The organism is Streptomyces sp. 130 (assembly GCF_007096885.1).
GTDB lineage: Bacteria > Actinomycetota > Actinomycetes > Streptomycetales > Streptomycetaceae > Streptomyces.
Genome location: NZ_VJNO01000006.1, coordinates 63288 through 80998 on the forward strand (window position 1 = coordinate 63288; position 17711 = coordinate 80998).

Annotated in this window: 14 protein-coding genes; 11 read left to right on the plus strand and 3 right to left on the minus strand. The window is 70.6% G+C overall.

Features of this window, described 5'->3' with window-relative positions:
* Nucleotides 1–59 precede the first annotated feature (59 nt).
* The 6 genes from FKN01_RS07525 to FKN01_RS07550 all read left to right on the plus strand — a co-directional run bounded on the left by FKN01_RS07525 (nt 60) and on the right by FKN01_RS07550 (nt 8170).
* Nucleotides 60–1364: a DUF4192 domain-containing protein gene (locus tag FKN01_RS07525; RefSeq protein ID WP_143617711.1), complete on the plus strand. Its 1305-nt coding sequence runs from the start codon at nt 60–62 to the stop codon at nt 1362–1364.
* 172 nt (nt 1365–1536) lie between these two features.
* The gene (locus tag FKN01_RS07530; RefSeq protein ID WP_143617713.1) at nt 1537–2301 is read left to right on the plus strand and encodes an NUDIX domain-containing protein; all 765 of its coding nucleotides are present in this window, start codon (nt 1537–1539) and stop codon (nt 2299–2301) included.
* Between the two features lie 155 nt (nt 2302–2456).
* A complete protein-coding gene (locus FKN01_RS07535; RefSeq protein ID WP_143617715.1) occupies nt 2457–4259 on the plus strand; it encodes an ATP-binding cassette domain-containing protein in 1803 nt (600 codons plus the stop codon).
* Between the two features lie 136 nt (nt 4260–4395).
* Nucleotides 4396–5307 carry a FadR/GntR family transcriptional regulator gene (locus FKN01_RS07540; protein WP_313906142.1) on the plus strand — a complete coding sequence of 304 codons (912 nt, stop codon included), beginning with the start codon at nt 4396–4398 and terminating at the stop codon, nt 5305–5307.
* A gap of 321 nt (nt 5308–5628) precedes the next feature.
* Nucleotides 5629–7176 (plus strand): RNA polymerase sigma factor, encoded by a 1548-nt coding sequence (locus tag FKN01_RS07545; protein WP_143617719.1) that lies wholly within the window; start codon nt 5629–5631, stop codon nt 7174–7176.
* Nucleotides 7177–7339: 163 nt separating this feature from the next.
* Entirely contained in the window at nt 7340–8170 is an 831-nt protein-coding gene (locus tag FKN01_RS07550; RefSeq protein WP_143617721.1) for a trypsin-like serine protease, read from the plus strand.
* 105 nt (nt 8171–8275) lie between these two features.
* Here FKN01_RS07550 and FKN01_RS07555 read toward each other — a convergent pair whose 3' ends face one another.
* Nucleotides 8276–8506, minus strand: a complete 231-nt coding sequence (locus FKN01_RS07555; protein ID WP_018105354.1) for a hypothetical protein — start codon at nt 8504–8506, stop codon at nt 8276–8278.
* Between the two features lie 433 nt (nt 8507–8939).
* On the opposite strand from FKN01_RS07555, the gene FKN01_RS07560 reads away from it, so the two are divergent.
* The 3 genes from FKN01_RS07560 to FKN01_RS07570 all read left to right on the plus strand — a co-directional run bounded on the left by FKN01_RS07560 (nt 8940) and on the right by FKN01_RS07570 (nt 13379).
* Nucleotides 8940–11060, plus strand: coding sequence for a type IIA DNA topoisomerase subunit B (locus FKN01_RS07560; protein WP_143617723.1), 2121 nt, complete (start codon nt 8940–8942; stop codon nt 11058–11060).
* Nucleotides 11061–11313: 253 nt separating this feature from the next.
* Complete coding sequence (locus FKN01_RS07565; RefSeq protein ID WP_143617726.1) at nt 11314–11790, plus strand: DUF485 domain-containing protein; 477 nt, start codon at nt 11314–11316, stop codon at nt 11788–11790.
* Nucleotides 11787–13379 (plus strand): cation acetate symporter, encoded by a 1593-nt coding sequence (locus FKN01_RS07570; RefSeq protein ID WP_143617729.1) that lies wholly within the window; start codon nt 11787–11789, stop codon nt 13377–13379. The genes FKN01_RS07565 and FKN01_RS07570 overlap by 4 nt, the downstream gene beginning before the upstream one ends.
* Before the next feature lie 15 nt (nt 13380–13394).
* Here the strand turns inward: FKN01_RS07570 and FKN01_RS07575 are convergent, their stop codons facing one another.
* Nucleotides 13395–13889, minus strand: a complete 495-nt coding sequence (locus FKN01_RS07575) for a hypothetical protein (RefSeq protein WP_143617732.1) — start codon at nt 13887–13889, stop codon at nt 13395–13397.
* A gap of 203 nt (nt 13890–14092) precedes the next feature.
* Between FKN01_RS07575 and FKN01_RS07580 the strand changes: the two genes are divergently transcribed.
* The gene (locus FKN01_RS07580; protein ID WP_143617734.1) at nt 14093–15112 is read left to right on the plus strand and encodes a LacI family DNA-binding transcriptional regulator; all 1020 of its coding nucleotides are present in this window, start codon (nt 14093–14095) and stop codon (nt 15110–15112) included.
* A 40-nt stretch (nt 15113–15152) separates the two neighbouring features.
* On the opposite strand, the gene FKN01_RS07585 is transcribed toward FKN01_RS07580, so the two are convergent.
* The gene (locus FKN01_RS07585) at nt 15153–16400 is read right to left on the minus strand and encodes a citrate synthase (RefSeq protein WP_143617736.1); all 1248 of its coding nucleotides are present in this window, start codon (nt 16398–16400) and stop codon (nt 15153–15155) included.
* A 135-nt stretch (nt 16401–16535) separates the two neighbouring features.
* Between FKN01_RS07585 and FKN01_RS07590 the strand changes: the two genes are divergently transcribed.
* Nucleotides 16536–17696 (plus strand): citrate synthase/methylcitrate synthase, encoded by a 1161-nt coding sequence (locus FKN01_RS07590; protein ID WP_143617738.1) that lies wholly within the window; start codon nt 16536–16538, stop codon nt 17694–17696.
* Nucleotides 17697–17711 lie beyond the last annotated feature (15 nt).

The window sequence follows — 17711 nt, forward strand, 5'->3', positions numbered from 1 at the left end:
TGTGGATAAGTTATCCACAGGGGGTGGCGGAAACGCGCGGGCCGCGAGACGGTCTGGCCATGAACAAGCACCCCGAATCAATCGGTCCCTCCGAGGAACAGCAGATCACCCTGCGGGGCCCGGCCGAGCTGGCCGACGCTCTCCCCTATCTCCTGGGCTTCCACCCGAGTGACAGTGTGGTCATGGTCGCCCTGCACGGTGGCCGAGGCCGGTTCGGAGCCAGGCTCAGGCTCGACATCCCGCGGTCTCCGCAGGAATGGCCGACGGCCGCCGAGCAGCTCGCCGAATGCCTGATCAAGGGAAGCGAGCGGCGTGACGCCCGGCCCGACGCCATCGTCGTCTTCCTCTGCCAGGACCCGGTGGACGGCGAGACGGGCAGTCAGACCATGGAGCGTCTGCGGCCGTTCGCCCAGCGGTTGCGTACGGCGTGCGGCGCGCTGGACGTGCCGGTTCTCGAAGCGCTGTGCATCTCGGGCAACCGCTACTGGTCCTACGTATGCCCCGATGCCCGCTGCTGCCCGGCCGAAGGCAACCTGATGGCCATGCCAGGGACCTCGGTGATGGCGGCGGCGGCCACCTACGCCGGCATTCAGGTGCGGGGATCGTTGCGTGAGATGGAGGCCAGGCTCACACCGCTCACTCGCACATCCGGCACCACCCAGCAGCGTGCCCTGGACGCGGCGGGCAGCGCGATGGTGCCCCTGCTGCTCGATCAGGAACGCCGCCAGGAGCTCGCGGGCGACACTCTGAAACTCGCCGGCCGCCTGATCGACCGCCTGGGGAAGGCGCCCGTCACGGCACCGTCCCTCGCAGACATCAACGACGACCGGTTGATCAGCGACGAGGAGGCGGCGTCGATGATTCTCGGTCTCCAGGACAGGGAGACCCGCGACAGGGCGGCGGAGTGGATGGAGGGCCCGAAGGCACATGCCGCCTTGAGGCTCTGGCGAGCGCTGGCCCGACGCTGCGTCGCCCCGTACGAAGAACACGCCGCAGCCCCTCTCACCTTGGCGGGCTGGGTCTCCTGGTCGACCGGAGACGAACCGGCCGCTCGCGTCGCGCTGGGGCTGGCTCTGCGCCTCGATCCGCATTACACCTTCGCGCAGCTCCTGCACGAGGCGTGCAACCAGGGGCTCGACCCGGAGACACTGCGGCGCTGCCTGCGCGGCGAGCGCAGCATGCGGGCAGCCGGGCACGGCCGGCCTGCGGAACGGGTCGCGGGGGCCCGTTCCGCACGGGCGAGGCCGGCCGGGCGCGGCAGGACGCGTCCCGGTTCCACCCGTCCCGGCACCGGAGCGGCGGGCAGGCGGCGGCCCGCCCGGCCCGGGGTGCAGGGACGCCGGGGGACCAGGTCCGGCCGTTGAGACGGTGCGGCGCCGGGCCCCGGCGCCGCACGCGGGGCCGGTCGGACGCCTCGCGTCGCCGGAGGACACCGGGCCCGCGTTTCCTCCGGGCGCCCGGAGCGGGCTCCGTAGGGCGGTGAAGAGTCATCAGGAGGGGAGTGTTTATCGTCAGGAAGACGACTATGATCGCGGCATGCCGCCCTACGACCCGTCGACCTTTCCGCCGTTCGCCGTCACCGTCGACCTGGTGGTACTCACGGTGCGTCGGCACGCCCTCTGTGCGCTGGTGGTACGGCGGGGTGAGACCCCGTTCCAGGGAAGGTGGGCCCTGCCGGGCGGTTTCGTCAAAGCCGACGAGGATCTCGGGGCCGCGGCGGCACGGGAGCTCGTCGAGGAGACCGGCCTGTGCGCCCAGAATCCGGCGGCCCCGGCCGTCGGCAACGGCGCCCACCTGGAACAGCTCGCCACGTACGGGGACCCTGCCCGGGACCCGAGGATGAGGGTGGTCAGCGTCGCCCATCTCGCGCTGGCCCCCGATCTGCCCGCTCCCAGGGCGGGCGGCGACGCGAACAGTGCGCGATGGGCACCCGTCGAGGACCTGCTCGGCCCGGAGGGCGGCTGTGGACCGGACGGCGAGCACCAGGCGCCGTTGGCCTTCGACCACGCGAAGATCCTTGCCGACGGGGTCGAGCGGGCCCGGTCCAAGATCGAGTATTCCTCGCTGGCCACCGCCTTCTGCCCACCCGCCTTCACGGTCGGCGAGCTGCGCCGGGTGTACGAGGCGGTGTGGGGTGTCGTGCTCGATCCGCGGAACTTCCACCGCAAAGTGACGGGTACGCCGGGCTTCCTGGTGCCCACCGGAGGGACGACCACCCGCCAGGGGGGCCGCCCGGCCCAGCTGTTCCGGTCGGGCACGGCGACCGTGCTCAACCCTCCGATGCTGAGGCCCGAGGTCTGAGGTTCTGCTCGTCACGCCCGCTGGGCGAAGGCGGCCCCGGCCGCCGCGCGCCCCGCCTTGCGCCAAAAGTCTGATATGTCGGGTTATCGTGCTGCGGTACTCACTCGCCGCCGGGCGGCTCCGCCTTCGCCGTCCCATTTCCTGCGAGAGAAGCGATGCTCCAGGCCATCGGACTGACCAGCTCCCCCTCCCGTGGACAAGCCCCCGCCGTAAACGACCTCACCTTCGACGCGGAGCCGGGGTGCGTCACCGCACTGCTGGGCGCACCGGGTTCCGGAAAGACCGCAGCCCTGCGGTTGATGCTCGAGCTGGAAGCGGGCCGGGGGGTCACCTACTTCCGGGGCAGGCCGCTGCATCGCGTTCCGAACCCGGCCGGTGAGGTGGGCGTGGTGCTGGGTGACGTGCCGGGGCACCCCGCACGCACCGTTCGGGGACAGCTGCGCATGCTCTGCGCCGCGGCCGGCGTACCGGTCTCCCGGGCCGACGAACTCCTCGACGCGGTGGGCCTCGCCGGCCTGAGAGATCAGCGCATCGCCACCCTGTCCCTCGGTATGGACCGTCGGCTGGCGCTCGCCTGCGCTCTGCTCGGGGACCCGCACACGCTGCTCCTGGACGATCCGGCGGCGGGGTTGGTGCCCAAGGAGGCCGACTGGTTGCACGGGATGCTGCGCACCCACGCCGAGCGGGGCGGAACCGTACTGTTCGCCACCAGGGACCCCAAGGAGGCCGCGCGCTCGGCCGGTCATGTGGTCACCCTCGACGGTGGGCGGGTGGTCGCCGACCAGGACGGAGCGGCCTTTTCCCGTACCCGCCTACGGCCCCGCGTGGCGGTCCGCTCCCCGCAGGCCGCCCGCCTCGCGGCCATCGTCAGCCGGGAAGCGCGTGCCGCTCGACGGTCCGTGGAAGTCGTCGCCGAGGCGGCCGGCAACCGGCTCTCGGTGTACGGCAGCAGCTGCGCGGAGGTGGGCGACGCCGCCTTCCGGCACGGGCTCCCCGTTCACCAGCTCGCCGACGAAGTGGGTGACATGGGTCCCGCGGGCGCGACCGATGCCGCGGCCGATCCCGCGGCCGATGGCCGTACGGCGTCATCGCGCAGCGCCGTCGATGGCGACTCCGGATACTCCCCCCGCTCCTCGCGGTCCGCCGCCCGGGGTGAGCTTCCGCCGCCGATCAGGCGGCGCCCGGCCAGGGGGCCCTTGCGGCCGGTGCGGTACGAACTGCGCCGGTTGTTCGGGGTGCGGACGACCACCTCGATCATGGCCGTCGTGCTGACCGCTTCCGTCGGTCTCTCCGTGCTGATGGCCCGCGACGGCCGCGCCCCCCTCGTCCACGTGATCGCCGCCTGGCCCTCGTTGCTGCCGCTGCCGCCCGCCGCGCTCGGTGCCGGGCTTCTCGGAGCGCTGTCCTTCGGCGACGAGTTCCGCTATCCGGCACTCGCCACCGGGCGGGGGACTGTGCCCCGCAGGCTCGGACTGCTCGTCGCCAAACTGGTGGTGTCCGGGGCGGTCGCCCTTCTGCTGGCGTCGCTCGTCGTGCTGGGCTCGGCCGCGGCCCTGCGCGTCGTGTACGGGGGGAGCCTGCTCGACATCCCGTCGAACGCGGTGTCGAGCGCGGTGAGCTGGTCCGCTCTGACGGTCGGCTGTGCCTGGGCCGGGCTGCTGGCCGCCGGCATCTTCCGGGTGGCGGCGGCGGGCATCGCTGCTGTGCTCGCCGTGCCCGTGGTGATGGTGCCGCTCGTCGAGCGGACGCCGAAGGCGGCGACCACGCGTTCGATGGCTGGGCTTCCCGGTCGGCTGCGGGATCTGGCCTGGCTCCAGTGGCCGGGGGAGGCGGACCGGTGGATGCTGGCCGCCGCGCGGATCGTGGCGCATCCCGTGGGTGCGGCCCTGGCGCTGTCCCTGACGGCCCTGACCTGCGCGTTTCTGCTCACTGGCCTGCGCGGGAGGGTCCGTTGGTGAGCACGCCGGGCGGCGGGTGGCGGCGTCCCCGTAACCTCTCCAGCGGAAAGTCCGGTTTATACCAGTAAGGCGTCAATTGATGGGCGAGTGCCGATCACCCTTTCGTGTGCTTTTCAGCAAAGACCTCAAGGGGCGGATGGGAGCCGCCGACAAAGGATGCGTGAGTACCCTTGCGCACACCATGATGACCACCGCCCGCTCCGCCGATTCCGGCCTCGCCGGCCCGGGCGAACTCGACCGTTACCCGTACACGGAGGCGCCGGCCGGCGAGCGCGCCGCCGCGCGCTCCTGGGACGGCGCCGAAGCCGAACTCGGCCGGGTGGGCCGACGGGGGTCGGCCAGCCGTGGCCGCGGGCTCCACGGCCAACTTGTCCAGCAGCTGGGGCAGATGATCGTCTCCGGCGACCTCGGGGCGGACCGCCCCCTGGTGCCCGAGGAGATCGGCCAGCGTTTCGAGGTTTCCAGGACCGTTGTGCGGGAATCGCTGCGCGTACTGGAGGCGAAGGGGCTGGTCAGCGCCCGCCCCAATGTCGGTACCCGAGTGCGGCCGGTCGGTGACTGGAATCTGCTCGATCCCGACATCATCGAATGGCGCGCCTTCGGCCCGCAGCGTGACGACCAGCGCCGCGAGCTGGGTGATCTCAGGTGGACGATCGAGCCGCTCGCTGCCCGCCTTGCCGCAGGGCACGGGCGCGAGGATCTTCAGCAGCGTCTTGTCGACATGGTCGAGATCATGGGGCACGCGCTCGGGCAGGGCGACATGATCACGTGCGCCCGCGCCGACGCGGAGTTCCACTCCTTGCTCATCCAGGCCGCCGGCAATCGCATGCTGGAGCACCTTTCCGGGATCGTCTCCGCGGCGCTGCAGGTGTCGGGAGGCCCAGCCACCGCTTGCGACCGGCCCAGCGAGGCGTCCCTGGCCCTGCACGCGCACATCGTGGACGCCCTCGCGTCCGGTGACTCGGCGGGTGCCGAGTCGGCCATGCGCCAGCTGCTGGTCGGGCACCACGAGGCGGAACGCGTGGTGCCGGCGCCGCGCGAGCACTGACCGCCGCGCGGGCAGGGTGTGCCCACCCCGTGCCGTCGGACCTCGACGGTCCGGCGGCACGGGGTGGAGAGATGTCGCCTTGGTCGCGTTCATCGCAAATGGGGTGTGACTCGGGCCACGCGGAACGGCCGTAACGCTCCTTGAAACAGCGCGATGACTTAAGAGGTGACCGTCGCAGAAGGAATACAGCAGCCGCCCAGGGCGCTGTGCACTTCTGAGGCCAAGCCCGCGCCGTCGGTGCATTCCCCGCCCGTCGGTCGTCGGTTCCAGCCCTCTCCGGGCCGGGCCGGAAGCCGTTTCCATCGTTCCGAGAGGTTGTTCGTGTCGGCCAGCACATCCCGTACGCTCCCGCCGGAGATCGCCGAGTCCGAATCTGTGATGGCGCTCATTGAGCGGGGAAAGGCTGATGGGCAGATCGCCGGCGATGACGTGCGTCGGGCCTTCGAGGCTGACCAGATTCCGCCAACCCAGTGGAAGAACGTTCTGCGCAGCCTCAACCAGATCCTCGAGGAAGAGGGTGTGACGCTGATGGTCAGTGCCGCGGAGCCGTCGAAGCGTGCCCGCAAGAGCGTTGCAGCGAAGAGCCCGGCCAAGCGCACCGCCACCAAGACCGTCGCGGCCAAGACGACGGTGACGCGGACGGTGGCAGCGCCCGCCGCCCCGTCCGCCGAGCCCGCGGACCCGTCGGCCGAGGAAGCTCCCGCGGCCGCGCCCGCGAAGAAGGCCGCAGTCAAGAAGACGGCCGCGAAGAAGACCGCCGTGAAGAAGACGGCGGCCAAGAAGACGGCCTCCAAGAAGGCCGGTAAGCAGGACGAGGAGATCCTCGACGGCGACGACGTCGTCGAAGAGGTCAAGGTCGGCAAGGGCGAGGAAGAGGAGGGCGAGGGCGAGAACAAGGGCTTCGTCCTCTCCGACGACGACGAGGACGACGCGCCCGCGCAGCAGGTCGCCGTCGCCGGTGCCACCGCCGACCCGGTCAAGGACTACCTCAAGCAGATCGGCAAGGTCCCGCTCCTCAACGCCGAGCAGGAGGTCGAGCTCGCCAAGCGCATCGAGGCGGGTCTGTTCGCCGAGGACAAGCTGGCGAACTCCGACAAGCTCGCCCCCAAGCTCAAGCGCGAGCTGGAGATCATCGCCGAGGACGGCCGGCGCGCGAAGAACCACCTGCTGGAGGCCAACCTCCGTCTCGTGGTCTCGCTGGCCAAGCGCTACACCGGCCGCGGCATGCTCTTCCTGGACCTGATCCAGGAGGGCAACCTCGGTCTGATCCGCGCGGTCGAGAAGTTCGACTACACCAAGGGCTACAAGTTCTCCACGTACGCCACCTGGTGGATCCGGCAGGCGATCACTCGCGCGATGGCCGACCAGGCACGCACCATCCGTATTCCGGTGCACATGGTCGAGGTCATCAACAAGCTGGCACGCGTCCAGCGCCAGATGCTCCAGGACCTGGGCCGCGAGCCCACCCCGGAGGAGCTGGCCAAGGAACTCGACATGACCCCCGAGAAGGTCATCGAGGTCCAGAAGTACGGCCGGGAGCCGATCTCCCTCCACACCCCGCTGGGTGAGGACGGGGACAGTGAGTTCGGTGACCTGATCGAGGACTCCGAGGCGGTCGTCCCGGCCGACGCGGTGAGCTTCACGCTCCTCCAGGAACAGCTCCACTCGGTGCTGGACACGCTGTCCGAACGCGAGGCGGGCGTGGTCTCCATGCGCTTCGGCCTCACCGACGGACAGCCGAAGACGCTGGACGAGATCGGCAAGGTCTACGGCGTGACGCGCGAGCGCATCCGTCAGATCGAGTCCAAGACCATGTCGAAGCTGCGCCACCCGTCGCGCTCGCAGGTGCTGCGCGACTACCTCGACTAGGCCGCAGCGGTATCACGACGCGGCGAGGGCCCGGGTCCCACGGAGGACCGGGCCCTCGCCGCGTCGCGTCCCGATCTCCACGTGCGTCCGAGGCGGAGGTGCGCATCGGCGTCGCCGCGATGACTCTGGGTGGGCAAGGTTCATCACAGAGTCAGGAGTACGCATGTCCCGCACTGTCGTCCGCACCTTGACCGGGGCGCTCGCCCTTGCCGCCACCACGGCCGTGATACCGCTGGCCACCCCCGCTCCGGCTGTCGCCGACAGCATCATCATCGGAGGCCAGCCGGCCCACGTGGCGGACAGCCCCTGGGTGGTGGCGCTGTCCAGCCGTGACCGGTTCGGGGGTACTCGGGCCGGTCAGTTCTGCGGCGGCGTCGTGGTGGAGCCGAAGAAGGTCCTCACCGCCGCCCACTGTCTGAGCCGGGAGGCCCTGGGCACCGATGTGGACCAGGTGAGCGATCTGCGGATCATCTCCGGCCGGGACGCGCTGAACGGCTCGGGCGGCAAGGAGATCCCGGTGAGCGGGACCTGGGTGAACCCCGGGTTCGACGCCGGCACCAACAGCGGGGACGTCGCGGTACTCACCCTCTCCGAGGCGCTGCCGGAGGGGGACACGATCCCCCTGGCCGAGGCCGGTGACCCGGCGTACCGGGCGGGCACACCCGCGGTCGTCTACGGATGGGGCGACACCACCGGGTACGGCGACTACGCGACGTCGCTCAGGTCCGCCCGGGTGGACATCCTGCCCGACAGCTCGTGCGAACAGGCGTACCCGGGCGGCAGCATCGGTGCGTACGAGCCCTCATCGATGCTCTGCGCGGGCGAACCCGAGGGCGGGTACGACGCCTGCCAGGGGGACAGCGGAGGGCCTCTGGTGGCGCAGGGGCGCCTCGTGGGGCTCGTGTCGTGGGGGAACGGCTGCGGGCGCGCCGGATACCCCGGTGTCTACACGCGGATCTCCGCCGCCATCGATTGGATGGCGAACGCCGACTGACCGGCGCGGGCTCCGCAGATACGAGAACGGGCGGCTTCCCTCACGGGGAGGCCGCCCGTCGGCCGGTCCGGGACCGGCCCCTGGCTCGTCGTGGATGCAGAGGTGTCAGTGTTCCTCTTCGGCGGCTTGGGCCTGCACGGCCGTCAGCCGGTCCGTCTCATCCTGTATTTCCGCGGCGATCTTCTTGAGTTCCGGCTCGAACTTGCGACCGTGGTGGGCGCAGAAGAGCAGTTCACCGCCACTGATGAGCACGACGCGCAGATATGCCTGGGCGCCGCAACGGTCACAGCGGTCTGCTGCGGTCAGCGGGCTCGCGGGGGTCAGAACAGTAGTCACGTCGCCTCTTCTCTAGCTCGACGAGCTGTCGTACCAGGGTCAACATCCAACCAGGCCGAAAACGTTCCCGCTCGTGGCATTTCTTCGAAACTTCTTCTCGGTCTGGCTGTCTGTTGCCGGTTCGCGGCGAATGTGCCGTATTGCGTGGCGCTACGGTTTCGCGTTGCTTGGCTTGGTCAGTCCGGGCCGGCTGGCTTGCCGGTTGTTCATGAGGACGTGCCCGGAGCCTAAATGGTTCATGCCTGGAAGGGAACGTGATGTGCACGTCACCCCTGCGGGGAGATCGAACATGCATGCGAGTCTGGTTTAGGGTGAGGTTCTGCGAGGGTGGCGTTTCACCCGCTCCACCAGGCATCGGTACCCTCACAGCGGCACCGAAGCCGAGCCCGTGACCCACAGGGCCCCAAAAGAAATTCAGCGAGGAGCGAACCGCGTGACCGCCGATACGTCCGTGCCGTCCACTGCGCTGCTGACCGGAGCAGACCGAGACGGTTCCAACTACACCGCGCGGCACCTGCTCGTACTCGAGGGGCTCGAAGCGGTCCGCAAGCGCCCGGGTATGTACATCGGGTCCACCGACAGCCGCGGTCTGATGCACTGCCTCTGGGAGATCATCGACAACTCCGTCGACGAGGCCCTCGGCGGCTACTGCGATCACATCGAGGTCGTACTCCACGACGACAACTCCGTCGAGGTCCGGGACAACGGCCGGGGCATCCCGATCGACGTCGAGCCCAAGACGGGTCTCTCCGGCGTCGAGGTCGTCATGACCAAGCTGCACGCCGGCGGCAAGTTCGGCGGCGGCTCCTACGCCGCGTCCGGCGGGCTGCACGGCGTCGGCGCCTCCGTGGTCAACGCCCTGTCGGCCAGGCTCGACGTCGAGGTCGACCGCAACAGCGCGACCCACTCGATCAGCTTCCGGCGCGGCGTGCCGGGGATCTTCACCGAGCAGGGCCCGGACAGCCCGTTCGACCCGGCCAACGGGCTGCGCAAGGGCAAGCGCGTCCCGAAGACGCGCACCGGAACGCGCGTGCGGTACTGGGCCGACCGGCAGATCTTCCTCAAGGACGCCAAGCTCAGCCTGGAGACGCTCCACCAGCGTGCCCGCCAGACGGCCTTCCTCGTCCCCGGCCTCACGATCGTGGTGCGCGACGAGCGTGGCCTGGACGGCGCGGGCAAGACGGAGGAGACCTTCCGCTTCGACGGGGGCATCAGCGAGTTCTGCGAGTACCTGGCCCAGGACAAGGCCGTCTGCGACGTCCTGCGCCTGACCGGGCAGGGCACGTTCAAGGAGACCGTCCCGGTCCTGGACGACCGCGGGCACATGACGGCCACCGAGGTCACGCGCGAACTGGGCGTGGACATCGCGCTGCGCTGGGGCACCGGGTACGAGACCAACGTGAAGTCCTTCGTCAACATCATCGCCACCCCCAAGGGCGGCACCCACGTGACCGGGTTCGAGCGCTCCGTGACCAAGACGGTCAACGAGGTGCTGCGCTCCGCGAAGCTGCTGCGCGTGGCGGAGGACGACATCGTCAAGGACGACGCCCTCGAGGGCCTCACCGCGGTCGTGACCGTACGCCTGGCGGAGCCGCAGTTCGAGGGCCAGACGAAGGAGGTGCTCGGCACCTCGGCGGCCAACCGGATCGTCGCCAACGTCGTGGCCAAGGAGCTCAAGGCGTTCCTCACCTCCACCAAGCGGGACGCCAAGGCCCAGGCCAGGGCGGTCCTCGACAAGGCGGTGGCAGCCGCCCGCACCCGGATCGCGGCCCGCCAGCACAAGGAGGCACAGCGCCGCAAGACGGCACTGGAGTCGTCCTCGCTGCCGGCGAAGCTCGCCGACTGCCGCAGCGACGACGTGGAGCGCAGCGAGCTGTTCATCGTGGAGGGCGACTCCGCGCTCGGTACCGCGAAGCTCGCGCGGAACAGCGAGTTCCAGGCGCTGCTGCCGATCCGCGGCAAGATCCTCAACGTTCAGAAGGCATCGGTTTCCGACATGCTGAAGAACGCCGAGTGCGGAGCGATCATCCAGGTCATAGGAGCCGGCTCCGGGCGCACCTTCGACATCGACGCCGCCCGGTACGGCAAGATCGTCCTCCTGGTCGACGCCGATGTCGACGGCGCCCACATCCGTATCCTGCTGCTGACGCTCTTCCAGCGGTACATGCGGCCGATGGTCGAGGCGGGCCGGGTCTTCGCCGCGGTGCCCCCGCTCCACCGGATCGAACTGGTCCAGCCCAAGAAGGGCCAGGACAAGTACATCTACACGTACTCGGACAACGAGCTGCGCCAGCGGCTGCTGGAGCTCCAGCGCAAGAACATCCGCTACAAGGACTCGATCCAGCGGTACAAGGGGCTGGGCGAGATGGACGCCGACCAGCTGGCGGAGACGACGATGGACCCGCGTCACCGCACGCTCCGGCGGATCAACATCGGGGACCTGGAGTCCAGCGAGAAGGTCTTCGATCTGCTGATGGGCAACGAGGTGGCGCCGCGCAAGGAGTTCATCACCAGCTCCGCGGCGACGCTGGACCGCTCGCGCATCGACGTCTGAGCCTCCGCTCCGGGGTCCGGGCCGGCGTAAGGCGCGGACCCCCTGTCGTCCCCACACATGCGCAACGACGACAGGGGATCGACGGGGGTGTCCCACGGCGCGCTACGCGTACCCGCGAGGGACGGCGCGCCCCCCCCAGGGGATCCTTCACCTGATGAGGTGAAGTCTCGCGAATGAAGCGCCCGGGATCTTCCGGAACTGCCCATTCTTGGATACGCGGCCGAAGTGGTCCGTGGACAAGGGGAGTTGTGCGGTGGAGAAGGAAGCAGGGCGTGAGTCCGCGGCGACGCGGCTCGACGACCCGTGGGACGACGCGCTGACCTCCGGGTGGGCGGAGCCGGACGGCGCGGCCGGCCCCGCCCCCGTCGCGGTGCCCGCACCGGCCGCACCGCGCGGTGGCCACAGCGCGGCCGACATCTATCTGGAGGTGCAGCGCAGCGAGGCGTTCCAGGAGGTGCGCCGCCGCTACCGGCGCTTCGTCATGCCCGCCACCACGGCCTTCTTCGTCTGGTATCTCGCCTATGTCGTCACGGCGGTGACCGCGCCCGGGCTGATGGCGCGGCCGGTGGCCGGGGCGGTCAATGTTGCGATGGTCGTGGGGCTCGGCCAGTTCCTGACGACCTTCCTGCTCACCGGGGCGTACGCACGGCACGCGCGACTGCGCAGGGACCGGGCCGCGCTCGATCTGCGGTGGGAGACGCAGGAGATGACACGGGGGGCCGGGCGTTGAGCGGCGACCACCAGACCCTGGCGCTGCTGCTGTTCAGCGCCTTCATCGCGGTCACCCTGGGCATCACCACCTGGGTGAGCCGCAACAGGCAGGGCTCGGCGGAGGAGTTCTACGCGGGCGGCCGGCTCTTCTCGCCCATGGAAAACGGTTTCGCCATCGCGGGCGACTACATGTCCGCCGCGTCCTTCCTGGGCATCTCCGGCCTGATCGCCCTCTTCGGCTACGACGGCATGCTGTATTCGGTCGGTTTCCTGGTCGCCTGGCTCGTTGTCCTGCTGCTCGTCGCCGAACTCGTGCGCAACTGCGGCAGGTTCACGCTCGCCGACGTGGTCGCGGCCCGGATGGCGGAGCGCCCGGTCCGCATCGCGGCGGGGACGTCCTCCGTCACCGTGTCGGTGCTCTACCTGGTGGCACAGATGGTCGGTGCCGGCAGTCTGGTGGCACTCCTCCTCGGCGGGACGAGCGGCGCCGCCCGTTCCTGGACCGTCGTCGGTGTCGGGGCGCTCATGGTCGTGTACGTCTCGCTGGGCGGGATGCGTGCCACCACCTGGATCCAGATCGTCAAGGCCGTCCTGCTGATGGCGGGCACCGTGGTGCTCACTGTGCTCGTGCTGGTCCACTTCCACGGGAACGTCAACGCCTTGCTGAACTCCGCCGCCGACCGCAGCGGGTACGGCAAGGACTTCCTCTCGCCAGGTCTCCGGTACGGCGGGAGCTGGACCGCGCGCATCGACTTCATCAGCCTGGGCCTCGCCCTGGTTCTCGGCACGGCCGGGCTGCCGCACATCCTGTCCCGCTTCTACACCGTCCCCACCGCGCGCGCCGCCCGCCGGTCCGTCGTCTGGTCCATCGGCCTCATCGGCAGCTTCTACCTGATGACCATCGTGCTGGGCTTCGGGGCCGCCGCGCTGGTCGGCTCGGCCGACGTACGGGAGTCGAATGCCGCGGGCAACACCGCCGTGCCGCTGCTGGCCATGGTGCTGGGCGGGGGCGAGGGCTCCACCGGGGGGACGGTCCTCTTCGCCGTGGTCGCCGCCGTCGCCTTCGCGACCATCCTGGCCGTCGTCGCCGGGATCACCCTCGCCTCGTCGGCATCCGTCGCCCACGACCTCTACGCCTCGCTCAAGCGCCCCGGCGCCAAGCAGCGCAGTGAGGTGGCCGTGGCCCGGGTGGCGGCGGCAGGCATCGGGGTCGTAGCCATCGGGCTGGGCCTGCTCGCCCAGGACCTCAATGTGGCCTTCCTGGTGGGGCTCGCCTTCGCCGTCGCCGCGTCGGCCAATCTCCCGGTTCTGCTCTACTCGCTGTTCTGGCGGAACTTCACCACCCGCGGGGCGGTCTGGTCCGTCTACGGCGGACTGATCCCCGCGGTGCTGCTCGTGGTGCTCTCCCCGGTTGTCTCCGGCAGCCCAAGCTCACTCTTCCCCGGCGTCGACTTCCAGGTCTTCCCCCTGGAGAACCCCGGACTGGTCTCCATCCCGCTGGGCTTCCTCGCCGGCTGGGCCGGCACCGTCACCGCGCACGAGCCGCCGGACGAGGCCAGGCATGCCGAGATCGAGGTGCGCGCGATGACCGGGGCCGGGGCGGTCTGAGCGCCGGTCCCGCGCTCAGACGCCATCCGTGCAGAACACGCATTCCTCCCAGAACGGCAGCCCGTTCAGGACGCGGTGACGTACGCAGGAGGCCCTCGCGGCCTCCTGCGGGCCGGGCAGGACTCTCCGGCCGGGCCTGGCGGTGGCGGGGTCGAAGGCTTCGGCCATCGCCCGGTAGGTGCGCAAGTAACCTTCCACCCGGGGTGGTTCATACGTCAGCTCGTCCCACCGGTGGTGGGTCAGGGCCAGGTCGAGGACGCGCAGCAGGAAGTCCTTGGCCGCGGCGGCCTCCTGCGGCGAGTCACCCCAGTCGAGCTCCTCCAGATCGAAGCCGACCATGCCGCGCCCCATCACATTCTGGTTCTGCAGCGACAGAAGCGCGGCGAAGCGGAAATCCCAGGGTGCCCGGGCCAGTGACGAGACGGCGAACGTCAGCACGTCCACGAACACCGCTGTGCCGCCGTTGGTCAGGGACAGGTGCCGGCCGCCGCCTCCGCCGAACTCGTTCACGCCGTCAAGGATATGGGCGGCTCGACGCACGCCTCCAGGGGTGCCTGAGCGGGGCGGTGACGGGTACGGTGGCGCCGATGGAGAGCGGACGGGCCCAGCTCCAGTGAGGGGCCGGCCGAGGCGGCCCGCCGGACTTGCTGAAATTCGTCTCTGATTCCGCCCCCACGCAATCTGCTTGCGTTTCTTGCGCTAATCTTGCGCGTATGACGCGACGACTTGCTCAGGTGGCACAGAAGGTTGGAGTCAGCGAGGCCACGGTCAGCCGGGTGCTCAACGGCAAGCCGGGCGTTTCCGACGCCACGCGGCAGGCCGTCCTCTCCGCGCTGGACGTCCTCGGTTACGAGCGCCCGACCCAGCTGCGCGGTGAACGGGCCCGCCTGGTCGGCCTCGTGCTGCCGGAACTGCAGAACCCGATCTTCCCCGCCTTCGCCGAGGTCGTCGGCGGTGCGCTCGCCCAGCAGGGGCTCACCCCGGTCCTCTGCACGCAGACCAAGGGCGGCGTCTCCGAGGCGGACTACGTGGAACTGCTTCTGCAGCAGCAGGTCTCGGGCGTGGTCTTCGCCGGCGGCCTCTACGCCCAGGCCGACGCGCCGCACGATCACTACAAGGTGCTGGCCGACCGCAAGATCCCCGTCGTGCTGATCAACGCCGCCATAGCCCGTCTCGGCTTTCCCTGCGTCTCCTGCGACGACTCCGTGGCCGTCGAGCAGGCGTGGCGCCATCTGGTGTCCCTGGGACACGAGCGCATCGGCCTGGTGCTCGGCCCCTCGGACCACATGCCCTCGCAGCGCAAACTGGCCGCCGCCCGGGCGCTCGCGCAGGAGTCCGGCGCGACCATCCCCGACGAGTGGGTGACGCGCGCGATGTTCTCGCTGGAGGGCGGGCAGGCCGCCGCCGCACGGCTGCTCGACGACGGCGTCACCGGCTTCATCTGCGCCAGTGACCCCCTGGCCCTCGGAGCCGTGCGCGCGGCGCGCCGAAGGGGCCTCTCGGTGCCCGGCGACGTGTCCGTCGTGGGATACGACGACTCGGCCTTCATGAACTGCACCGAGCCGCCGCTCACCACCGTCCGCCAGCCCATCGAGGCGATGGGGCGGGCCGCCGTGGAACTGCTCTCCGTGCAGATCGGTGGGCGCGCCGTGCCGTCGGACGAGCTCCTCTTCGAACCGGAACTGGTCGTCCGCGGTTCCACGGCCCAGCCCCCGCGCTCGGCTTCCCGCTGACCGTCGCGATTTTGCGTCCGTGCAGCCGCCAATTGCGGGGCTACGAGGACGGGAGGGGCTGGGGCGGACGGGGGCCGGTGTAGTGCCCGCTGGGGCGCATCCGCAGCGGGCGTTCCCCGTACTCCTCCAGCGCATGCGCGATCCAGCCCGCCGTACGGGAGATCGCGAACACCGTCTCTCCCGCCTCCGCGGGCATGCCCGAGGCGACCGAGAGCACGGCCAGCGCCAGGTCGACGTTGGCGTGCAGGGGGACGTCCCGCGCGGTGGTGGCCACCACATCGCGTGCGGCGGCCAGGGCCGGCCCGGCCTGCGGGATGCGTTCGAGCAGGTCGAACAGCGTACGGGCGCGAGGGTCCTCGCCCGGATACAGCCGGTGCCCCAGCCCCGGCACCCGGCGCCCGGCCCGCAGATGGTCCGCCACCACGGGGGCGGCGCCACCGCGCTCCAGGACCTCGGCCAGCATGCGGTGGGCCAGTCCGCTCGCCGCACCGTGCAAAGGTCCTTCCAGTACGCCCAGCCCCGCCGACACCACCGCGTAGGGATGGGCCCGGGCCGATGCGGCGACCCTGGCCGCCAGCGTCGAGGCGGCCAGATCGTGGTCGATGAGCAGCGTGAGCGCCGTGTCCAGAGCGGCGAGTGACGGCTCGTCGGGCAGGCGAGCGGTGAGTTTCGGCCACAGTTGGGCAGCCAGACCGGAGGGCGCGACCGGTGCGGCGGCATCCACCGCGGGCAGCGCCGCGACCAGCGTGGGAATCAGGCTGCGCGCACTGCCGAGCACCGTCTCGCGCGACAGGTCGAAGCGCAGCGGATCGGCGGCGGCGGCGGCCACCACGGCCACCCGGAGCCGGTCCGTGGACCCGCAGTGCTCCGGCAGCGCGCCGACCGCCCGCCGGGCAGCCGCCACCGCCTGCTCCGGGCCGGTGAAACGGATGCCGGGCCGCAGCTCGCCGGTCCACAGCCAGTCGGCGACCTCCTCGTACGAATGGCGCGCGGCCAACTCCGTGGCGTCCACGCCCCGGAAGTAGTAGCGGTCGGTGCCGATGAGGGTGATGCCGGTACGGACGGCCGGCTCGCCCGGGGCCGGGACCGTCTCCCTGCGTCCTGAGCGCCGGGCCAGCGCGTCGACTTCCGCCGCGTCGAATGTGCTGCCGCGACCGCCCGGTGCCCGGCTGCTGCTCAGCTGGCCCCGGCTGACGTACGCGTACACCGTCTCGGGCTTCACCCCCAGGCGCTCGGCTGTTTCCCGCGTCGTGAGCCGCCGCTCGTCCGCCTCTGATCGCTCCGTCATGCCGTCACCGTATCCATATGACGGCCGTAGCATCCATGCACCTATATTGATTTAATCAATGTTGACAGGAATTGGGTCATGCATGGACAGTCGAATCAATAGCAAGAGCCCGTCCGACTTCCCACGGAGGAAGCAATGACGACCATGACCGGCGGCACGCCGCTCGACGTCCCCCGAGGTCTCGCGGGTGTCGTCGTGACCGAAACAGCGCTCGGGGATGTCCGGGGGCGCGAGGGCTTTTACCACTACCGCCAGTACTCGGCGGTCGAGCTTGCGCGAACCCGCGGCTTCGAGGACGTCTGGTATCTCATGACCGAGGGCGAGCTGCCCGGCCCGGACGCGCGTGCCGACTTCGCCGCCCGCACCGCCGCCCTGCGCGTACTGCCCGACGCCGTACGCGAGGCACTGCCCGCCATAGCGCGTGCGAGCGCGGTCTCGGGCCCGCTCTCGGGGCTGCGCACGGCGCTCTCCCTGCTCGGCGCCTCGGCCGGATTCCGGCCGGTGTACGACATCGAAGCGGACCGGCGGCGGGCCGACGCCCTGGCGGTCTGCGCCGCGGTCCCCACCGTGCTGACCGCCCTGCACCGCCTCGGTCAGGGCCTCGAACCCGTCGAGCCGCGCGCCGACCTGCCGCACGCGGCCAACTACCTGTACATGCTCACCGGTTCCGTCCCGGACGAGGCCCGGGCCAGGGCGGTCGAGCAGTATCTGATCTCCACCGTGGACCACGGCTTCAACGCCTCGACGTTCACCGGACGGGTCGTCGCCTCGACCGGAGCGGACGTCGCCGCCTGCCTGGTGGCCGCCGTCGGAGCGCTCTCCGGCCCCCTGCACGGCGGCGCCCCCAGCCGCGCCCTGGACACGCTCGACGCGATCGGCACTCCCGACCGCATCGACGGCTGGATCCGCGAACGGGTGCTCGCCGGCGACCGGATCATGGGCTTCGGCCACCCGGTCTACCGCACCGAGGACCCCCGCTCGCGCATGCTGCGGTCCATCGCCCAGGGCTTCGGCGGCCCGCTCGTGGACTTCGCCGTCGAGGTGGAGCGCCAGGTCGAGGCGATCCTCGCCGAGCTGAAGCCGGGGCGCGAGCTGCACACCAACGTGGAGTTCTACGCCGGCGTGGTCATGGAGCTGTGCGGACTGCCGCGCGAGATGTTCACGCCCACCTTCTGCACGGCGCGGGTCGTGGGCTGGAGCGCCAATATCCTGGAGCAGGCGGAGGACTCGAAGATCATCCGCCCGGCGGCCCGCTATGCCGGCCCGCCCCCGCCGCAGCCGGTCCCCGCCGGCTGACCCCGCAGGAAGGCA